This window comes from Dyella thiooxydans (assembly GCF_001641285.1).
GTDB classification, from domain to species: domain Bacteria; phylum Pseudomonadota; class Gammaproteobacteria; order Xanthomonadales; family Rhodanobacteraceae; genus Dyella_A; species Dyella_A thiooxydans.
The window spans coordinates 1,891,695-1,909,161 of the sequence record NZ_CP014841.1 but is presented as its reverse complement, the minus strand read 5'-3'; the positions used below and the strand labels follow the sequence as shown (position 1 = coordinate 1,909,161).

At 66.0% G+C, this 17,467-nt stretch carries 19 protein-coding genes; 16 read left to right on the top strand and 3 right to left on the bottom strand.

What is annotated here, in order from left to right; translation table 11 throughout:
- The first annotated feature begins 68 nt into the window (after positions 1-68).
- Positions 69-398, top strand: a complete 330-nt coding sequence (locus ATSB10_RS19695) for a hypothetical protein (RefSeq protein WP_236886532.1) — start codon at positions 69-71, stop codon at positions 396-398.
- An 86-nt stretch (positions 399-484) separates the two neighbouring features.
- Positions 485-901 (top strand): hypothetical protein, encoded by a 417-nt coding sequence (locus tag ATSB10_RS08645; protein WP_063672145.1) that lies wholly within the window; start codon positions 485-487, stop codon positions 899-901.
- A 23-nt stretch (positions 902-924) separates the two neighbouring features.
- On the opposite strand, the gene ATSB10_RS19340 is transcribed toward ATSB10_RS08645, so the two are convergent.
- Entirely contained in the window at positions 925-1,185 is a 261-nt protein-coding gene (locus ATSB10_RS19340; protein WP_157469171.1) for a hypothetical protein, read from the bottom strand.
- Positions 1,186-2,055: 870 nt separating this feature from the next.
- Between ATSB10_RS19340 and ATSB10_RS08640 the strand changes: the two genes are divergently transcribed.
- The 14 genes from ATSB10_RS08640 to ATSB10_RS08580 all read left to right on the top strand — a co-directional run bounded on the left by ATSB10_RS08640 (position 2,056) and on the right by ATSB10_RS08580 (position 16,357).
- A complete protein-coding gene (locus ATSB10_RS08640; protein ID WP_083966152.1) occupies positions 2,056-3,618 on the top strand; it encodes an alpha-L-fucosidase in 1,563 nt (520 codons plus the stop codon).
- Between the two features lie 54 nt (positions 3,619-3,672).
- Positions 3,673-5,757, top strand: a complete 2,085-nt coding sequence (locus tag ATSB10_RS08635) for a beta-galactosidase (RefSeq protein ID WP_063672143.1) — start codon at positions 3,673-3,675, stop codon at positions 5,755-5,757.
- A 386-nt stretch (positions 5,758-6,143) separates the two neighbouring features.
- Positions 6,144-6,644: a hypothetical protein gene (locus tag ATSB10_RS08630; protein ID WP_063672141.1), complete on the top strand. Its 501-nt coding sequence runs from the start codon at positions 6,144-6,146 to the stop codon at positions 6,642-6,644.
- Positions 6,645-6,830: 186 nt separating this feature from the next.
- Positions 6,831-7,484 carry a glutathione S-transferase family protein gene (locus tag ATSB10_RS08625; protein ID WP_063672139.1) on the top strand — a complete coding sequence of 218 codons (654 nt, stop codon included), beginning with the start codon at positions 6,831-6,833 and terminating at the stop codon, positions 7,482-7,484.
- A 78-nt stretch (positions 7,485-7,562) separates the two neighbouring features.
- Positions 7,563-8,639, top strand: a complete 1,077-nt coding sequence (locus tag ATSB10_RS08620; RefSeq protein WP_063672137.1) for a serine hydrolase domain-containing protein — start codon at positions 7,563-7,565, stop codon at positions 8,637-8,639.
- 209 nt (positions 8,640-8,848) lie between these two features.
- Complete coding sequence (locus tag ATSB10_RS08615; protein ID WP_063672135.1) at positions 8,849-9,196, top strand: hypothetical protein; 348 nt, start codon at positions 8,849-8,851, stop codon at positions 9,194-9,196.
- Positions 9,197-9,245: 49 nt separating this feature from the next.
- On the top strand, positions 9,246-9,521 hold the full coding sequence (locus tag ATSB10_RS08610) for a hypothetical protein (protein ID WP_063672133.1): 276 nt from the start codon (positions 9,246-9,248) through the stop codon (positions 9,519-9,521).
- 136 nt (positions 9,522-9,657) lie between these two features.
- A complete protein-coding gene (locus ATSB10_RS19335; RefSeq protein WP_157469169.1) occupies positions 9,658-10,101 on the top strand; it encodes a hypothetical protein in 444 nt (147 codons plus the stop codon).
- Between the two features lie 357 nt (positions 10,102-10,458).
- Positions 10,459-11,337 (top strand): hypothetical protein, encoded by an 879-nt coding sequence (locus ATSB10_RS19330; protein ID WP_157469168.1) that lies wholly within the window; start codon positions 10,459-10,461, stop codon positions 11,335-11,337.
- A gap of 382 nt (positions 11,338-11,719) precedes the next feature.
- Positions 11,720-13,168 carry an esterase-like activity of phytase family protein gene (locus tag ATSB10_RS08595; protein WP_063672127.1) on the top strand — a complete coding sequence of 483 codons (1,449 nt, stop codon included), beginning with the start codon at positions 11,720-11,722 and terminating at the stop codon, positions 13,166-13,168.
- Positions 13,169-13,389: 221 nt separating this feature from the next.
- A complete protein-coding gene (locus ATSB10_RS08590) occupies positions 13,390-14,232 on the top strand; it encodes a helix-turn-helix transcriptional regulator (protein ID WP_063672125.1) in 843 nt (280 codons plus the stop codon).
- Positions 14,233-14,376: 144 nt separating this feature from the next.
- Positions 14,377-14,532, top strand: coding sequence for a hypothetical protein (locus tag ATSB10_RS19565; RefSeq protein WP_169816709.1), 156 nt, complete (start codon positions 14,377-14,379; stop codon positions 14,530-14,532).
- Between the two features lie 156 nt (positions 14,533-14,688).
- Positions 14,689-15,456: an isocitrate lyase/PEP mutase family protein gene (locus tag ATSB10_RS08585; RefSeq protein ID WP_063672123.1), complete on the top strand. Its 768-nt coding sequence runs from the start codon at positions 14,689-14,691 to the stop codon at positions 15,454-15,456.
- 349 nt (positions 15,457-15,805) lie between these two features.
- The gene (locus tag ATSB10_RS08580) at positions 15,806-16,357 is read left to right on the top strand and encodes a hypothetical protein (protein ID WP_063672121.1); all 552 of its coding nucleotides are present in this window, start codon (positions 15,806-15,808) and stop codon (positions 16,355-16,357) included.
- Positions 16,358-16,405: 48 nt separating this feature from the next.
- Here ATSB10_RS08580 and ATSB10_RS08575 read toward each other — a convergent pair whose 3' ends face one another.
- The gene (locus ATSB10_RS08575) at positions 16,406-16,852 is read right to left on the bottom strand and encodes a hypothetical protein (protein WP_063672119.1); all 447 of its coding nucleotides are present in this window, start codon (positions 16,850-16,852) and stop codon (positions 16,406-16,408) included.
- Positions 16,849-17,442: an RNA polymerase sigma factor gene (locus tag ATSB10_RS08570; protein WP_063672117.1), complete on the bottom strand. Its 594-nt coding sequence runs from the start codon at positions 17,440-17,442 to the stop codon at positions 16,849-16,851. The genes ATSB10_RS08575 and ATSB10_RS08570 overlap by 4 nt, the downstream gene beginning before the upstream one ends.
- Between the last annotated feature and the right edge of the window lie 25 nt (positions 17,443-17,467).

The window sequence follows — 17,467 nt, the reverse complement described above, 5'->3', positions numbered from 1 at the left end:
CTGCCCAGCGTGCAGCCGTAACCGGGTTGGAAATACGCCGTGCTGCGAAACAGGCCGAGCCAGTTGGCATGGACCGCGTGCTGCTTGAAGTCGATGGCGTAGTGCAGGTGCCGCCGGATCAATTTGAGCCCCGGATTGGCGGCAATGTCCTCGGCGAAAACCCGATCCGGTGCCCGGCCCGAGACGAATACGCCGCCGCAGAGCGCCTCGCTCACCACCGCAGTGCCAACCCGCAGCGCACGATCGGGGCGAAAGGCGAGTATGCCGATGAGGGCTGCACCGATGAGCAGGACGCCAATCAAGCGTCGCCGCGTTCGACCTGCGGCTTGTCCGGAGGGTTTCATGCGATTCCTTTCGTTGTCGCCATGCTGCGGTGTCGGGGATTCGTCCGCCAGTGACAGCCGTCATCCGTGCACGGTCTACCGAAGCTGGATAATGCCAGCGGACGTTCCGGCCCGGCGCGTCGCCCAAGAACGGTTGCCCAATGTCCAATCTCCCGGCTTTTGCTTACGTCGACGTGCTGACCCGCCTCGACACCGGCGACAGCTCCGGCCTGCCGCCGGATCTGGTCGACACGCCGCTGAAACGCGAAGCGCTGCACGCGCTGCTGAAGGCCGCGGAAGCCGTGCATCGCGCCGCGGTCAGCACCACCCAGGTCGCCGATGCCCTGCGCCGCGACCAGAAGTTCGTCCGCCCCGGACCGCCGTCGCCGCACCTGGTACGGCTGCGCCAGCAGCAGGCGCAGGCACGCCAGGCGACGAACCAGGCAAAGCAGGCGTTCATCGTGGCGGCGGATGCGTTCGTGCGGGCGTTTGGGCTCGTGGTGCCGGCGAAGGTGGGCCTGGAAGTCTTTGCGCAGGATTGGATGAGGGCGCGCGTACCAAAGGATGAGGCGTCCTGAAGTCAGTTCCAGGTCGATTGGGTTCAGGCCGGCGCGGATCGACCGAACCATGGGCTATGCCAGCGGGGCGCTCCTGCACGGTCCGCCGCGGGAAGGTCGATCGAGCCGACCTCGCCATCTGAGTGGATGTCGAGATTTCCAATCTGATCGGGTGGAAGTTTTACTTCGTCGACGATGTCCTGTTTTGCGGTAACCAGGATCGTCCGTGGTACCGGCTGCTTGAGGGCGAAGGTCGCGAGCGCATCGGGGGCGGGGCGAAACATCACGGGCGCGTCGGCGCTCACGTACATGTCCAGTAAGGCTGGGGCATCTTTCTCTGCCACGGCATGATGGCAGTCAGTCCATCAGGCATGCAGCGCCGATACATTCGGGCCTGCGTTGGAGGCGCCCGCTACGTCCGCTCCGATGGCTTGTGTCGCACCCAACAAGCCTGCGGCGAAAGCGAGGGGCGTGCATGCCATGTCGGCGCGCGCTGCCCGGTCAAAGCGATTGCGGACAACGCATGGATCGCGGATTGATCGATCCGATCCGTCATGCAGGCCGTTTCGGACCAGGCTTTCCACACCTGCGCGATGCACAGGCGCTGCCTGATGCAGGTGCACATGCAAAAGCATCAGTCCGAATGGGAAAGTTCGTAATCATCAGACTAATTGCGGGGTGGCACTATGGCTCCCGAAATGGTCGGGCGCGCTTTTCTGGCGTGAGCCCACGTGCGAGAAGCGGGATGCGCGATTTACGTGCTTTCGCGGCGACAGGAAGGTGTTGCTTGCCATGACGCCGATGGGGATCGGACCACCCGTTGCACCGGGATCGCGTGAGCCGGCTTGCGGACACGGCATCCACTCCGCGCGGGATGCATCTGCGCCGGGCCGTACCTCAGCCGCGATGGCCATCGCTCTCGCCCTGGCGCATGCGTGACGGACTGGACCTGCATCGTCGCACCTGCCGGCGACGCGGTCTTGCCTTGCCTGCATCGATAGCCGCGGCCGGCTCGTCCACGTGGCGCTGCGTCCGCTCCGCAGGTCGGCATTCGACCACGCCGCGGTATCGACAGCACACGTGCATCGGCAGTGCATGAGCGAGGTGGCCACCGAGTCGCTCGGTCCTGCTTCGAACGACAAGCGTTGCCGCCCATCATCGGCAGGAGGAAATCCATGGTCAGGCTCAACCGACGAAACTTTCTGGGGGCATCGATCGGGTCGATCGCCGCAGCGCTTTCCTCCGGGATGCCGGTGCGCGCAACCGGTCGCCCTGAGCGGGGCGACCTGGACACACCCGCGCCGGTACCCGGTCGCTTCGAGCCAACGGTCGAGTCGCTCAAGGCGTACCAGACCCCCGAGTGGTTCCGGGACGCCAAGTTCGGCATCTGGGCGCACTGGGGGCCGCAGGCCGTGCCTCGGCAAGGCGACTGGTACGCGCGTTTCATGTACGTGCCGGGGCACCCCCACTACGACCATCACGTCAAGAACTACGGTCACCCTTCGGTGGTCGGCTACAAGGACATCATCCCGCTGTGGACCGCCGACAAGTTCGATCCCGATGCGCTGATGGCGAAATATGCCGCCGCCGGGGCGAAGTATTTCGTCTCGATGGGCGTGCACCACGACAATTTCGACCTGTGGGATTCGCGACATCACCGCTGGAACGCCGCAGCGATGGGGCCCAGGCGCGACATCGTCGGTGCCTGGAAGGCAGCGGCGACGCGGCGCGGCCTGCGCTTCGGCGTGTCCGAGCATCTCGGTGCCAGCTATTGCTGGTGGTATCCGAACCATCTGTACGACCAGTTCTGGCCGAAACTCGGGATCGACTATGACGGCGCCGATCCTCGCTACGAAGACCTCTACCACGACAATCGCGACCAGCCCTTCCGCAACACGCCGGGCAGCTGGTACACCAGCAATGCCGATTACCACCGGACGTGGTATCGGCGGATTCGCGATCTCGTCGACCACTACCAACCCGACCTGCTCTATTCCGACGGCGGGCTGCCGTTCGGTGCGATCGGTCGTTCGCTGGTCGCCGATCTCTACAACAGCAGCATCGCCCGCAGCGGAAAGCTGGATGCGGTCTACAACTGCAAGGATTCCGGGTCGGGCGAATTCCACAAGGAATGGGCGGTGCAGGACGTCGAGCGTGGCGTGCTGAAGGGCATCAACCCGCTGCCCTGGCAAACCGATACCTCGAACGGCGACTGGTTCTTCAACGAGAACGACCGCTACAAGACCGCGGACGAGGTCGTGACCATGCTGGCCGACATCGTCAGCAAGAACGGCAACCTGCTGCTCAATGTCGTGCTCCATGCCGACGGCAGCCTGCCGCCCGAGTCCGAGCAGTTGCTCGCCGAGCTGACGACGTGGATGGCGGTCAACGCGGAGGCCATCCACGGCACGCGGCCGTGGAAGATCGACGGCGAGGGGCCGACCGAGGCGGCCGCGGGCATGTTCAAGGAACAGGTCGCCTACACCGCCCGGGACATCCGCTTCACGACCAAGGGCGATCGCCTTTTCGCGATCACCCTCGGCGAGCCGGAGGGCAGCGTCGCCATCGCCTCGCTGGCCAGCGGCAATCCTTACTCCGGACGACCGGTGCGACACGTACGGCTGCTCGGTCATCACGGTGCCATCGCCTTTCGGCAGACCGGGCAGGCGCTGCTCGTCGATGTCCCCGCGACGCTGCCGACCCGCCACGCCAGCGTGTTCGAGATCACCTTCGCCTGAGCGCGTACGCAACGGCACGACGCCGGCACTCTCCTTCGACGTGGACGACGACCGATGAATCTGAAAAGGCATGCGACCGACCAGGCGGCGAAGATCGCGATCGCGCTTGCACTGGGTGCCGGGTTTGCCTCCGTGCAGCCGGCACAGGCGCAAAGTCCCGCCGGTCATGCCGACCCGACGGGCGAAGGGCAGTTGTTCGTCGGCACCTGTTACCAGCCGATCGACCGCAGCCCGGCACAGATCAGGCACGACATCGCGATCATGAAGCAGGCCGGCTTCACCATGGTGCGCATGGGCGATCTGTCCTGGGACTCGTTCGAGCCGCGCGAAGGCCAGTTCGAGTTCGCTTGGTTCGACGCGATCCTGGCCCAGATGCACGCCGCCGGGATCAAGGTGATTCTCGACATTCCCGGCCTGCCGGCGCCGGTCTGGCTGCATCGGAAATACCCGGGCGTCGATATCGTCAACCAGGACGGCGTGCGACTCCATCCAGCCACCCGTTACTGGGACGACATCAGCGACCCGGACTATCGGCGTCTGGTGCGGCAGCTCGCCGAGAAGATGCTCGCGCGCTACGCGCACAACCCGGCGGTGGTGGCGGTCGGCTACGACAACGAGGTGGGCAGCTCGCCGATGTCCTACTCGGAAGGCGATCGTGCACGCTTTGTCGCCTGGCTCAAGCAGCGCTACGGGACGATCGCGGCGCTCAACAAGGCCTGGGCGACGCAGCGCTGGTCGCGCCGGATAAACGACTGGAGCCAGGTCGAGCTGCCCTATGGCGAGGGGCCGGGACCGAACGAACGCAACCTCGACCTGCATCGCTTCTGGTCCGACATGACCATTGCCGACCTCGGCGACCTCGATGACGTGCGCAAGCACGTCGCGCCCGATCTGCCCGCCGTCTCCAACCTGTGGCCCAACGCGCCGGCCAAGGGCTTCGATTACCTGCGTTCATGGAACCGGTATTCGACCTACGGAGCCGAAGGCTTCTACCCCGATACCCGCGACCCGCTGGGTGCCGCGTTCGACGTCATGATGATCAAGGCCGGGCATCGCACCCCGGTCTGGTTCAACGAATTCACCGCCGGTGGCGGTGGCGACTACGGCGTGCCGGGCCGCTCGCGCATGTGGGCCTATTTCGGGCTGCTCCATTACGCCCAGACGTTCCTGGCCTGGACCTTCAACTCGCACATCGGCGGCGAGGAGCAATCGCTGTTCGGCCTGCTCGACCACGATGGCCGGCCCTCGTGGAAGGTCGGTGAGTTCGCCCGGATAGCCAAGGAGTTCAAGCAGCTGCAGACGATGGGCTTTCCGCGCCGGCGCCAGCCGCAGGTCGCGATCGAGGATTCGTACGAGACGGCCTGGATCACCAACCCGCCGCCCGGGCCGAACACCATGAGGCAGTACTTCACCGACAACTACAGCGACCAGCTCAAGGCCGCCTTCCAGCCCTTTTTCAAGGACAACATCGATGTGGCGGTGATCGACATCGCCCACGACCCGATCGACAACTACAAACTCGTGTTGCTGCCGGCCACCTACGTGATGGACGAGCCGACGGCGAACGCGATCCGGCGGTATGTCGCCCAGGGTGGCACCGTCGTCATGACCGGCTATTCGGCCAAGGTCGACGGGACCGGAAAGTGGTTCGAAACGCCACTGCCCGGACGTCTGGCCGACGTCTTCGGGCTGCGCACCGATCCGTTCTACCGGTCGAAACAACCGATCACCCTGAGCTTCGAAGGAAAGGAACTGACCGGTTCCGCCGGCTACTACGAAGTGCTCGAGCCGGGCACGGCAAGCGTGCTGGCGAGCTTCGGAAACACCCCGCAAAAGAGCCCGGCGATCACCCTCAACCACTTTGGCAAGGGCGAGGCGATCTATCTCGCCACGGCATCGCAAGCGGCGTTCCTCGGTCCGCTGGTCCGCTCGCTCTATGCGAAGCTGGCGATCGAACGCGGTCCCGTCACGCCCGATGGCGTCATCGCCCGCGTGGTCAACGGTCGCACCGTGTACGTCAACACCACCGACACCCCGGTGACCGTCTCCTTCGATGGCCGCAAACGCGATGTGCTGACCGACCGCTCCCACGACGGCACGCTGGACCTGCCGGGCTATGGGGTGGCGGTGCTTCAGTAGCAGGGCGACAAGCGCGCGTCACCGCCCACGTTGCGCGATGCGTCCTTGGCGGCGATGAAGCGGGGGCGGATGCGTGGGTGCGGGTGGTCGGACTGGCCGTGCCGCCGCGGGTCGGTGTCGAGGCATTTGCGCAGGCCTGGTTGCGCGGAGCGCGCGGGTCGGAGTGACCGCAGCGGCGGTCCCGCGGGCCGACCTTCACCCGAGGCCTGTGTCGTTAGTCCCATTGTCCGCTCCTGCCCACGGGTCTAGGTTTCGCAGGAAGCACGCTCGATAGCGAACGGTTGCTGCTGTGGCCGTGGACTGCGAAGGCGTGCTCCGCGATATCGCGCCAGTCGAACGAGGAGGGAACAGCCATGCAGGGACGTGTCATGCGAAGGGTGCTGGGGATGGCGCTGGTTGCCCTCTCGCTCGCCGGCTGCATGAGCGACGCGCGCCGCGAGATCGAGGCCGACCGCCTGAAGGCGCATGCCGAACCCCTGGATCTGAATGGCCCCAAGGGCGAGCCGGCGGCACACATCGGCACCGATGGAAGCCTGGTGGTGGGCGACGAGAAGGTCGCGCTCGACGCTACGCAGCAGGCGGCGACCCTGGCCTATCGGAAGGCGGCCCTCGATGTCGTCGACGTGTCCATGATCGGCGCCGAGAAATACGTCCGGACCGCCGTGCCGCGGTTTCTGTTCGACTCCGTGTTGCACATGGGCACCGATGGCGGTGCGCGAAGCGTGGAGAAGGGTGCGAAAAAGATGGTCAGTTCGCCCCGGTTCTGCAACGCGCTGGACGTCATGCGCCAGAAGCAGGACGCCATGGTGGCGGAGGTGCCCCGGCTGCGCGCCTATACCCACGTGAAGGCGGCGGACGTCGCGGACTGCCGCAGCGGACGGCTCTAGCGGGCCATCCGAACCCCGGATGGGTCGAGGAAGCGGGTGCGACCGGAGCGCGATGCGCGCAGGGGGATGTCGAATCCCGCCGGTACCGCCCGTCGTTCCCTCGACAGGCGGCGAGCCGGATGCGGAACGTCACCTGTCGATGACCGGTCCGTATCGCCGCCCGCCACCTATTCCGAGGAACACCCCATGACCATCACCATCACCGCCTTCGAACGCTCGCCGGACGGCGGCATGGGCCTGGCGCGCGACACCCGCGTGCGCTGGGCGCTGGAGGAAGCCGGCCTGCCCTACGACGTGCGCTACGTGTCGTTCCAGGCGATGAAGGAGCCGGCGCATCTGCGGCTGCATCCGTTCGGGCAGATCCCGACCTACGAGGAGGGCGACCTGGCCCTGTTCGAGACCGGGGCGATCGTGTTCCACATCGCCGACCGGCATGCCGGCCTGTTTCCCACGGACGCCGACGCGCGGGCGCGCGCAGTCATGTGGATGTTCGCCGCGCTCAATTCGGTCGAGCCGTGCATCCTGGAGCTGGTCATCGCGCGCTTCCAGGAGGGCGACCGGCCGTGGACACCGGAGCGCCTGCCGCTGGTGAAGGAGCGCATCCGCCAACGCCTGGGCCAGCTCGCCACCCGCCTGGGCGATGCCGAGTGGCTGGATGGCGGGTTCAGCGCGGGCGACCTGATGATGGTGTCGGTGCTGCTGCGGGCGCGGCCGTCGGGCATGCTGGATGAATTCCCCAGCCTCGCTGCCTACGTCGCGCGTGGCGAGGCGCGCCCGGCCTACCAGCGCGCGTTTGCGGACCAGCTGGAAGCCAACACAGGCGTGCGACCGGCGGGCTGATCCGATCGGGCAGGGCGGGCCAGGCTGGTGTAAGGTCGTGAATTCTTGCGACGCTGGGCCTGGGGAGGCCGTCACCGCATGAAGAGGCCCGTCAAGCCGATCATCCGCGTGCTGCGCATCGTGATGCCGCTGGTGGCGCTGGTCTGCGCCATCACGCTGCCGCCCTGGCCCGGCATCAAGGCGTGGCTGGCGCCGTTGCCGCCGACCGTGCAGCAGCAGGTGGACGATGCCGTGGCCGACGGGCTGGATGGTGTCATTGTCTACGTCGACCGGGCCGGCCAGCCGCCGTGCTTCTACGCCGCCGGCTGGAAGGACTTCGCGCACCGCGTGCCGGCCGATCCACACGCGCTGTTCAAGATCGCCAGCATCAGCAAGCTCTACATCGCCGCGGCCACCGCCAAGCTGGTCAGCCAGCACGTGCTGTCGCTGGACGACACCGTGGCGCAGCGCCTGCCGGAGCTGGCCGCGCACATCGCCAACGCGGATCGGATCACCCTGCGCATGCTGCTGCAGCATCGCAGCGGTATTCCCAACTTCGTCGACGCCAAGGGCTTCGACTGGGGCAACCAACAAGGCGACCGCCACGCCCCCCTGAAGCTGGTGCTGGACCAGCCCGCCGATTTCGCGCCCGATGCGAAGCGCGAATATTCCAACACCAACTACCTGCTGATCGGCGCCATTCTCGACCGGGTGCTCGGCTACCCGCACCAGCGCTACATCGAGCAGCAGATCCTCCAGCCGCTGGGGCTCACCCACACGTTCACCTCGATGCACCAGGTGAACCTCGACGAGCTGGCCAGTGGTCGCCACTATCACGTCGATGCCGACATGAAGGCGCTGGATTTCGAAACCCCCGGCGGCTCGATGATCGCCACGGCGCAGGACGTCGGCGTGTTCCTGCGCGCGCTGAACGACGGCACGCTACTGGGCAAGGACGCGCAGGCCATCTACGCGGCCACCTACGATTTCGGCCACAAAGGCTGGCTGCCCGGCTACCAGAGCATTGCGCGATATCACAAGGACATCGACACGGTGGTGGTGATGTTCGCCAGCACCACCGGCGGCGACGTGGAGCTGCTGGTGAATGTGGTTTACGGGCGGGTCGTGCGGATCGTGCGGGCACAAACGCCGACGGGTGATCGTGAGCCGGATTGATGCATCTGCGTCGATTCGGCGTACCTCCGATCCCGTATGAGATCCGTCGGCGATGATTGGGGCAGCTGGGCTGGCCGGTTCGCGGCCTAGGGCCGGGAGCCTTGTCGGGCGGGTTGTCTTAAGCTCCTGCCTCAACCCGAAGCAGATGTGGTGATCACTGGACCCGGTCCCGGCTTCGGAGCAGGCAGCGGCGAAACTCTGGAGGCGTCATGACCCCACACGACTTCGTATCGCAACTCAACGCGGCCGTCGTGGAGGAAAACCACGCCATCTACCGCAAGCTGCTGTTGGACACCGACATCGATCGGGCCTCCGATCCCTACTGGCGACGCGTCTTGAGTGTCTTCCGCGACCTGTCCGCCGATCAGCGCGAGGTGCTGCTTGAGCTGACCCGTCAGGTGACCATCGATGCCACCGCCAATGTCCTCGGCGTGATCGACGGCAGCTGCCCGCTCGGCGGCGAGGAGTGTCGATTCCGTTTGATCAGCGATGGCCGGGATCTGTCGGGTGATCTGCAGAGTCTGTTTCTGGAGCAGGCCGAGCAGAATTCGCCATAAAGGTCGGCTTTCGGCCCATACCAGGCATGCCGATAGACAAGGAGGAGGCATGGATAGCGGCAACAAGGAGAGGGGGGAGCGCGGAGTCGCTTGCAGCCTGTTGAGGCTGTCGGATGGCCGCCTGCGAGTCGTCCTCGACGACGTCAGGAATCAAGCGCCTGGAGAGCCGGGGCCGTGGCAGCACGAAGTCTTCGTGACGTTCAAGGATTACGAGCGAGGAGAGCTTGCCTCTCTGGATCTATCCGAGGACGAGTTAGCGGCTTTCGGCCACTACGTTCTGGCACGGTTGCTCGCGGTAAATGGCCTGCTACCGTCGGATTCGTAAGGTCCGCTCCCGACCCGAAGAGGACGATGGCGGATGTATTCTTCGCCCACGATGTCCATAAGCGAGCATGGTAAATTCGCGAAATTCGGGCTCCTTCACAGGCAACGGCTTCGGAATAGCGCTAAGGGTGGACACCATGATGAAACAACTTTCCATGTCCGCTCTTGTCGTGGCAGCCAGCCTTCTCGCACCAACGGCTCGGGCAGGCATGGTCTGCTGGCTCCAAAACGCTACCCCGCAAACCGACTCGGCAAAACTGGTATTCGCCGACGCACCCTATTTCGTTGAAGTCACACACCGCAACGGCACCCGGACCCAAATCAAAGCCTCGTCGCCCGGGCCCATGACCGTGGACCTTCGCGTCGGCGAAGACATTCTGGTCACCCAGGGACTCCATAGCAGCTGCCAGATCAAGGTCACGCGCGTCCATAAGCGATTGCAACTGACAGTCACCGAGGAGGTCGGCATGCCCGGAATGCCGCTGGAGAAGTCTGTCAAGCTGCTGGCAGCACGTGCGGACGGTCGCTTTCATGCGGTCCGCGCCGATTCGGCGGACAAGGGCCGACCGCAGCATCGCTGAACCTCACAGTGATTGGGTGCGCCGTTTAGAGTTGCCGCCGCGATAGGGAGTTGGACGTCCGCTTTTTGGCCGGGACCGGCCCATGTGGCTCGGCGACGCCCGGGCAAGCTCGACGGGCAGAGTTCGACCCATAGCTGACGTTAGACACAGCCGGTCGAACCTAGTAATTGAATTGCTTTCGCCTGGCGCCTACGTCTTGCCGGGTTCCGAGCTAGCTGGCCGAGAGCATTGGTTTAGTGACCAGTAGTGTTTCGGTGGGTAAACAGGTGCACCTTGCGAATCTCACGAGGAACGTCTCGAGCTACAGATGGGGTTGATAGGATATTTCGGGATACCTGATCGCTTCAGAGGAACAGCATGGCTGAGACATTTGAACTACTTGAGAAAGCACTCGCTGACGGCGAGGAAGCTATCGGTGAGTTGTTTACGTTCGTCACGTTTTGCGAGGCATCAATAGATCTAAGCCCCTTTACTGCGAAAGCGCCAGAGCTCGCTAAGGATATGACCAAGAGGTCTGGAGTCACATGGGGCGATGGCTCGTTACTTCGCATGGAACGGAATGCAGAGGCGGTCAAGAGAGGGGTTAGTGACTTGCGCGGCCTGACCTCATACCTTCACAGCCTTGCATACATTCGTCTCTGCACAGCATTGGAAGTCGTGGTGGACACGTTGCTTGTCTCTGTGCTGGCCGACACTGATCGCTGGGACCAACTGCCCATGGTGTCGGGATTGAAAGCAGGAAAAGTAGATGTTGTGTCATTGCTCCGATCTTCCGCTGATCAACGGGTACGTTTTATAGCGGAGGAGATAAAGAAGGGAATTGGCGCTCCTCTCAAGTCAGGTATAGGCCGCTTCGAATCCGTGCTGGACGCTGTCGGGATGTCGGGAGGGGTTCCGACAGAGGTTCGAGATTCGATCCTTCAACTCGTGGAAGTCAGGAACGCCGTCGTTCATCGCGGCGGTATCGCTGACCTCCGACTTGTAGATAAGGTGCCGGGTCTCGGATTCAAAGAGGGAGAAGCCATTCATATATCCAAAATCGAATTCGCCATCGTCTCCACTGCGTCGATCTGGTACATCCTTGAGCTCCGGCGGCGTGCCAACGCGATCTTTCCTGGAGCCAAGAATCCGCATGAGGCAGGCTTTTCAGAAAAGATTCCTGAGGACTTGAAGGGGTACATTGCAGCGCGAGGGAATTCTTCCCGGAAAATGGAGGACGACGTGGTCCCTCAGTAATTGCAGCAGAACTCTCTCGCTGGAACGTTTTCTATCGCGTGGCATGTTACCAGGCCAACTCACAGTCTCTTTCAACTGAAGTTCTCCGACTCCGCGCACGAACCAATCCACTAGGCAGGCGTCGCGTCCGCGGGTCGCTAAGCTCGAGAATTGACCGTCCGCTTCTGGCCGAAAGCGGCCCACCGCTGGAAAGCGAAGCAGGGTGCAAAAGTGCACTTTGTATTGGAGCCAAGACCCGGCCCCCAACCGCCCGGCGAACATGGGTCGGCTAGCCCCCGCGCTCCCCTTTCAGCAGACCTCTCACCCCGTAGCCCCAAGGTCATCCCACTGCCACACGCCCGATGCACGCTCGCTGGACCTTTCCCTCCAGCGGAGACGCACGATGATCCGATACACGCGTGTTGCCCTGTTTGCGGCCCTTGGGTTGGCGATGACTGGTCCGGCGTTTGCCGGGGTGGACCTGATTGCCGCGGGCCAGCTCGACGGTCATGGCGGTGACCTGGCGTATCGCACGTCCGGGCCGCTGGAGAACAACGTGCCGGGCAACGTGCTCGGTGGTCTGGGTTCGGGCCTGGCCTATGCCGGCTGCAACACCTTTCTCGCGCTGCCTGATCGTGGCCCCAACGCGGTGGCCTACGACGCGCTGTCGGACGACACCACCTCGTACATCGACCGCTTCCAGACGCTGCGCATGACGCTGGAGCCGAGCGCGCCGGGTGCGGCGCTGCCGTTCACGCTGTCGCCGCGGCTGCGCGATACCACGCTGCTGGCCGACCGGCTTCCGCTGTACTACGGCGACGGCGCCGCGGTGAACCTGCCCAAGGGCCGGCCCGCGTTGAACCGGCCGTTCCGCCATTACTTCACCGGCCGCTCGGACAACGCCGCGCCGGGCCAGCCGTCCAGTTCGCCGTTCAACGCGCGGCTGGACCCGGAAGGCATCCGGGTGAGCGCCGACGGCGAGTCGGTGTACGTGTCCGACGAGTACGGCCCCTACCTCTACCGCTTCGACCGCCGCAGCGGCGTGCGCACCAGGGCCTACCGCCTGCCCGCGATGCTGGGCGTGGCGCATGCCGCACCCACCGGCGATGCGGAGATCGACGGCAACACCAGCGGCCGCCTGGCGAACAAGGGCATGGAAGGCCTGGCGATTTCGCCGGACGGCCGCACGCTCACCGGCATCATGCAGAGCCCGCTGCTGCAGGACGGAGGCAAAAAGGCCGGCACCACGCGCATCGTGCAGCTGGACCTGGCGACCGGGCGCACGCGTCAGTACGCCTACCCGCTGACCAACGTGGGCAGTGCGAGCAAGCCCAAGTACACCATCGTGAGCGAGATCGTGGCGATCAACGACCACGCGTTCCTGGTGGACGAGCGCGACGGCAAGGGCCTGGGCGACGGCAGCAGCGCCAGCTTCAAGCACCTCATGCGCATCGACCTCAGCCACGCGCAGGACGTCAGCGAGCTCAGCGGTGCGGACGCGCTGGCCGCGGCGGCGGTGAGCAAGCAGGACTTCCTCGACCTGGTGGCGGTGCTCGGCGCCCATGGGTTCTCGCCCGAGGCGATCCCGGCCAAGATCGAGGGCGTGGCGTTCGGCCCCGACGTGATGCGCCACGGTCACCGCGTGCACACGTTGTTTGTCGCCAACGACAACGACTTTCTCCCCACAGTGACCGACGACGTCTACCCGCAGGGCGTGGACAACCCCAACCGCTTCTTCGTGTTCGGTTTCGACGACGCGGACCTGCCGGGCTACCAGCCGCAGCGCTTCACCCGCGCGCACGGTAGGGGCCACGGCTTCGGCCACGACGACGAGCGCTGCCACGGGGAGTAAGGCGCGGCGGTTCGCTCACCGCTCCTGGGCACGTGTGCCGGAGCACCCTGTCCATCGCGACGGGCAGGGTGCTCCGTTTTCGGCCAGGTCCGGGAGACCGGGTCGGGGGCAGCGGCGATTTTTCAGCGCGGCCACAGAGAACGCGCGCGCTGCACCCTGTTCGGGACGTTTCGCAGGCGGACTCCTCCCGCGGGCCGCTCCCCGTTGGCCATAATCGCTGCATGTCCGCGGAGCATCCCGATTTTCAGGTCCACACGCTGCTCAGCACGCCGATGGTCGAGCTGCGCGACGTGGTCTGCGCGGGCAGCTGCCGGCACAAGAGTGCGGTCGAGCGCGCCAGCCGCACGCATCTGGTGTTTCCCTACCGCGGCACCTACGTGCGCCATGTCGACGCTGACGATGCGGTGGCGGACGCCAGCCAGGTGCTGTTCTTCAACGCCGGCGAGGACTACCGGATCAGCCATCCGAACCCGGGCGGCGATGCCAGCCTGTCGATGACGCTGGACGAGGTGCTGCTGCGCGAGATCGCCCCGGCCGAGCTGCTGGCACCGGGCGAGCCGCTGCGCTTTCGCCAGACGCGCTTGCGCATCGACCCGCGCGCGCAGGTGCTGGTGGCCCTGCTGCGTCACTCGTTGCGCGAGGGCGTGGCCGAGCCGCTGGAAGGCGAGAGCCTGGCGTTGACGCTCGCGCACCGCGCGCTGGCGCCGCGCACCACGCATGCGGCCGGCGCCAGCCAGGCGCGCCAGCGGTTGGTGGATCGCGCCAAGCTGGTGCTGGTGCGCGACCTGGCGCGCCGCTGGACGCTGGCCGAGGTGGCGGCGGAAGTCGGCGTGTCGGCGGTCTACCTCACCCAGAGCTTCCACCAGGTGGAGGGCGTGCCGCTGTACCGCTACCAGCTGCGGCTGCGGCTGGCGCGCGCCCTGGACCTGCTGCGCGACTACGAGGATCTGGCTGCGCTGGGCATGGAGCTGGGCTTCTCCAGCCACAGCCACTTCACCGCGGCGTTCCAGAAGATGTACGGACGCACGCCCAGTGAGTTCCGGCAGATCGCGCTGCGGCGCTGATCGCTAAAGTTTTCGATAGCTGCCGGAAGTCGCGCGGGGGTCTACTGTCTCCACCCCGCGCGGGGTCGATCACCTTCCTGCCCGGACCCCCATGCGCGGGGCGGCGCTGGAAGGTCTCTCTTCCCGTTTTGAAGGAGATCCGACATGAGCAAGCGAACCTGTGCTGCCTGCGACTACGAACTGGACGACACCGCTATCCAGGTGCGCATCGGCGGCGCCGTCGTCGAGGTGTGCTGCGACGAATGCGCAACCAAACTGAAGGAGGCCTACGCCTCCGCCCAGGCCGCGCAACAGGCCTGAGCCGTCATGGCGCGTGCCCACCCGTGGCAGCAGGCACCGCAAGGCGTCCGTACGCACCACGGTTCGGGCACGCGCCGGTAGTTGCCACGAGACGGCGGCACCGCGCGTCGCCGTCCGTCTTGAACGAGTTTCCCCGATAACCCGCTGGAGTTTGATGTGACCTCACAGAACGAGAAGGCCCAGCTGTTTCATTCCCTGCACGTGAGCGGCCAGCCGCTGGTGCTGTTCAACGCCTGGGATGCCGGCAGCGCGCGAGCCGTCGCCGAGGCCGGCGCCGGCGCGGTGGCCACCGGCAGCTGGTCGGTGGCCGCCGCCAACGGTTTCGCCGACGGCGAGCAGATGCCGTTTTCCTTCGCCCTGGACAACCTGCGCCGGATCGTCGCCGCGGTCACCCACCCTGTCACCATCGACCTGGAAAGCGGCTATGGCGAGACGCCTGCACACGTTGCCGCCACCGTGGCCGCCGCGCTCGAAGCGGGCGCCATCGGTTGCAACCTGGAAGACAGCTTTCCGGCCGATGGCAGCCTGCGCGACCCGGCCGACCAGGCCGAGCGCCTCGCTGCCGCGCGCCAGGCGGCGGACACGGCCGGCGTGCCGCTGTTCATCAATGCGCGCACCGACGTGTTTTTCCAGAAGCCGGCCGAAGCGCACGACATGGCCATGGTGGAAGAGGCCCTGCGGCGCGCCCGCCTTTATGCGGACGCCGGAGCCAGCGGCCTGTTCGTGCCCGGCGTGATCGCCGATTCGCTGATCGCGCGCCTGGCCGACGCCTCGCCGCTGCCGCTCAACATCATGGTGATGCCCGGCGTGCCCGGCCGCGCGCGCCTGGCCGAGCTCGGCGTGGCCCGCATCAGCCACGGCCCCGGCCCCTATCGCGGTGCCATGCAGTGGTTGACCGAGGCGGCCCGGGCCGCGATGGGCTGAGCGAAGTCCGGGGTCAGAGTGCACTTTTGCTCACTTCGCGGGCACCCAGATTCCTTTCCGAGGAACCTCCCGAGACCATCGCGGGCTTTGAACGCTCGCGGCCGCGGCCGCTCGGTACTTCCGATGAGTTCCCAGATCTCGCCCCCTGGATGATCGGCGGCCGGGCGCTCCGCCTCGGCGCGGGCCGGCCTCGCTCGTTGAGTTTGTCGGATTGAGGTGGCCTCTTGTCCGGTGACGATCGGCACTGGGTTCGCGCATGCGCCACCGCGATGATCCTGGTGTCCCTGGTCACCTGCAGGTGGAGCGGTGCGTGGTCGGGAATTTTCTGCCGTAGGCCCTTGGAGGGGACATGGACAACCCATCGTTGTCGCGCGTGCGCACCGTCGCGACGGCATGCGTCGCTATCGCCGAGTGGGCTTTCCTCGCCTGGCAGCACCTCCATGGTGGCGTGCCCAGTCATCACTTTCTTGATCGCGCCGACATGCCGGCCATCTCCAATGGATGGGGCGCGCTGGTGTTGCCGGGCATGACGTGGTTCCTGCTGGGGCGCGTGCAGCGGCGCGTCGTCTTGCAGGCTGGCGCGTCGTCCCGGGACGCCACGATCGGCTTTCTGGGCGCCTTGTGCTTCGGCGTGCTGCTGTCGGTGTTCTTCACGCGCGGCGACGATCAAGTAACGGGCGCGATGTTCGAATCGCTGTTCCTCATCGCGCTGGTGGTTCCGATCTACCGGGCCGAATACCTGCTGGGCTTCGTGCTGGGCATGGCCTACACCTTCGGCGGGGTGTTGCCGAGCGTGGTCGGTTCGATCCTCGCGCTCGTGGCGCTGCTGATCCACCGTTACATCCGGACCGGACTGCTGTTCCTGTTGCGGAGGCTGGTCGGAAAAACCGGACGGGCCTGAAAGCCCCGGTCGCGCTGGCGCCTGGGTTGGGCGCGAGGTGGCGACGTCTCAGCCCAACCGCCGCCGCAACAACTCCGCTCCCTGCGACGCGCCCAGGCAAGCCAGCAACGCCAGCACCCACGGATTGCCGGCCACCGACCACGCGGCCGGATCGGCCTGGAACCAGCTGCCGCCCTGGAGCACCGCAACGGCGAGGCCGGCGATCACCAGCACGGCCAGCAGCAGGCGGGTCAGGTGTTTCTCGAAGCCGGTTTCCGGGGCGGTGGCGGCGGTGGGGACCGGGCCGGCCCTGGCGGCGAGCTGTTCGGCGAAATCGGCGGGCAGGCCGATCGCATCGTCGGCTCGGACGGCGGCGTCGATGCGCCGGTAGGCGGCCTCGCGCGCGTCGGCGGGGGCACGCCCTTCGCGCGCGGCCTGCAGTGCCGCTTCCTGTGCCTGCCACTCGCGGGCGGCGGCCGGCTGTTCGAAGAAATCGATGTCGCGATGCTTGCTCATGACGGAACTCCCAACCGGGTTTCCAGCGTCTCGCGCAGTTTCAGGCGCGTGCGGAACAGGTGGCTCTTGATGGTGCCGGCGGCCAGGCCGGTGACCTGGGCGATCTCGGGAATGCTCAGCTCGTCCAGATGGTAGAGCGTGAGCACGGTGCGTGGCAGCGGGGGCAGGGTGTCGATGGCGGCCAGCAGGTGGCCGTGCATCTCCTCGTCGGCGCAGTCGGCCTCAAGGTCGCGGCCGTCGCCGATGGAGTCCAGCAGCGAGAGGTCGCCGTCCTCGCCCGTCACGTTGTCGACAATGGCGATGCGCTTGCGCTCCAGGTGGCGCAGGGCGACGGTGTAGGCGACGCGGCCGATCCACGATTTAAGCGCGCTCTCGTGGCGGTACTGGTGCAGGTGCTGGTGCACCTTGAGGAAGGTGTCCTGGCACAGCTCGCGGGCGTCCTCCGGGTTGCGCACCATGCGCTGGATGATGTGCCAGCACAGGCCCTGGTACTCGCGCACCAGGCGCGCAAAGGCCCCCGGCGCGTTGGCCAGCACGGCTTGCACCAGGGCGCGGTCGTCGCTGCGCGGGTCGGCGGAGGTTTCGGTCATGGCACGCTAGCTTCCATGCCGGCCT

What these genes read in the sequence shown, in the direction of transcription:
- ATSB10_RS19695 (WP_236886532.1), top strand. Translation starts at nt 69, where the DNA reads ATGGACCGCGTGCTGCTTGAAGTCGATGGCGTAGTGCAGGTGCCGCCG.
- ATSB10_RS08645 (WP_063672145.1), top strand. Translation starts at nt 485, where the DNA reads ATGTCCAATCTCCCGGCTTTTGCTTACGTCGACGTGCTGACCCGCCTC.
- ATSB10_RS08640 (WP_083966152.1), top strand. Translation starts at nt 2,056, where the DNA reads ATGGTCAGGCTCAACCGACGAAACTTTCTGGGGGCATCGATCGGGTCG.
- ATSB10_RS08635 (WP_063672143.1), top strand. Translation starts at nt 3,673, where the DNA reads ATGAATCTGAAAAGGCATGCGACCGACCAGGCGGCGAAGATCGCGATC.
- ATSB10_RS08630 (WP_063672141.1), top strand. Translation starts at nt 6,144, where the DNA reads ATGGCGCTGGTTGCCCTCTCGCTCGCCGGCTGCATGAGCGACGCGCGC.
- ATSB10_RS08625 (WP_063672139.1), top strand. Translation starts at nt 6,831, where the DNA reads ATGACCATCACCATCACCGCCTTCGAACGCTCGCCGGACGGCGGCATG.
- ATSB10_RS08620 (WP_063672137.1), top strand. Translation starts at nt 7,563, where the DNA reads ATGAAGAGGCCCGTCAAGCCGATCATCCGCGTGCTGCGCATCGTGATG.
- ATSB10_RS08615 (WP_063672135.1), top strand. Translation starts at nt 8,849, where the DNA reads ATGACCCCACACGACTTCGTATCGCAACTCAACGCGGCCGTCGTGGAG.
- ATSB10_RS08610 (WP_063672133.1), top strand. Translation starts at nt 9,246, where the DNA reads ATGGATAGCGGCAACAAGGAGAGGGGGGAGCGCGGAGTCGCTTGCAGC.
- ATSB10_RS19335 (WP_157469169.1), top strand. Translation starts at nt 9,658, where the DNA reads ATGATGAAACAACTTTCCATGTCCGCTCTTGTCGTGGCAGCCAGCCTT.
- ATSB10_RS19330 (WP_157469168.1), top strand. Translation starts at nt 10,459, where the DNA reads ATGGCTGAGACATTTGAACTACTTGAGAAAGCACTCGCTGACGGCGAG.
- ATSB10_RS08595 (WP_063672127.1), top strand. Translation starts at nt 11,720, where the DNA reads ATGATCCGATACACGCGTGTTGCCCTGTTTGCGGCCCTTGGGTTGGCG.
- ATSB10_RS08590 (WP_063672125.1), top strand. Translation starts at nt 13,390, where the DNA reads ATGTCCGCGGAGCATCCCGATTTTCAGGTCCACACGCTGCTCAGCACG.
- ATSB10_RS19565 (WP_169816709.1), top strand. Translation starts at nt 14,377, where the DNA reads ATGAGCAAGCGAACCTGTGCTGCCTGCGACTACGAACTGGACGACACC.
- ATSB10_RS08580 (WP_063672121.1), top strand. Translation starts at nt 15,806, where the DNA reads ATGGACAACCCATCGTTGTCGCGCGTGCGCACCGTCGCGACGGCATGC.
- ATSB10_RS08575 (WP_063672119.1), bottom strand. Translation starts at nt 16,852, where the DNA reads ATGAGCAAGCATCGCGACATCGATTTCTTCGAACAGCCGGCCGCCGCC.
- ATSB10_RS08570 (WP_063672117.1), bottom strand. Translation starts at nt 17,442, where the DNA reads ATGACCGAAACCTCCGCCGACCCGCGCAGCGACGACCGCGCCCTGGTG.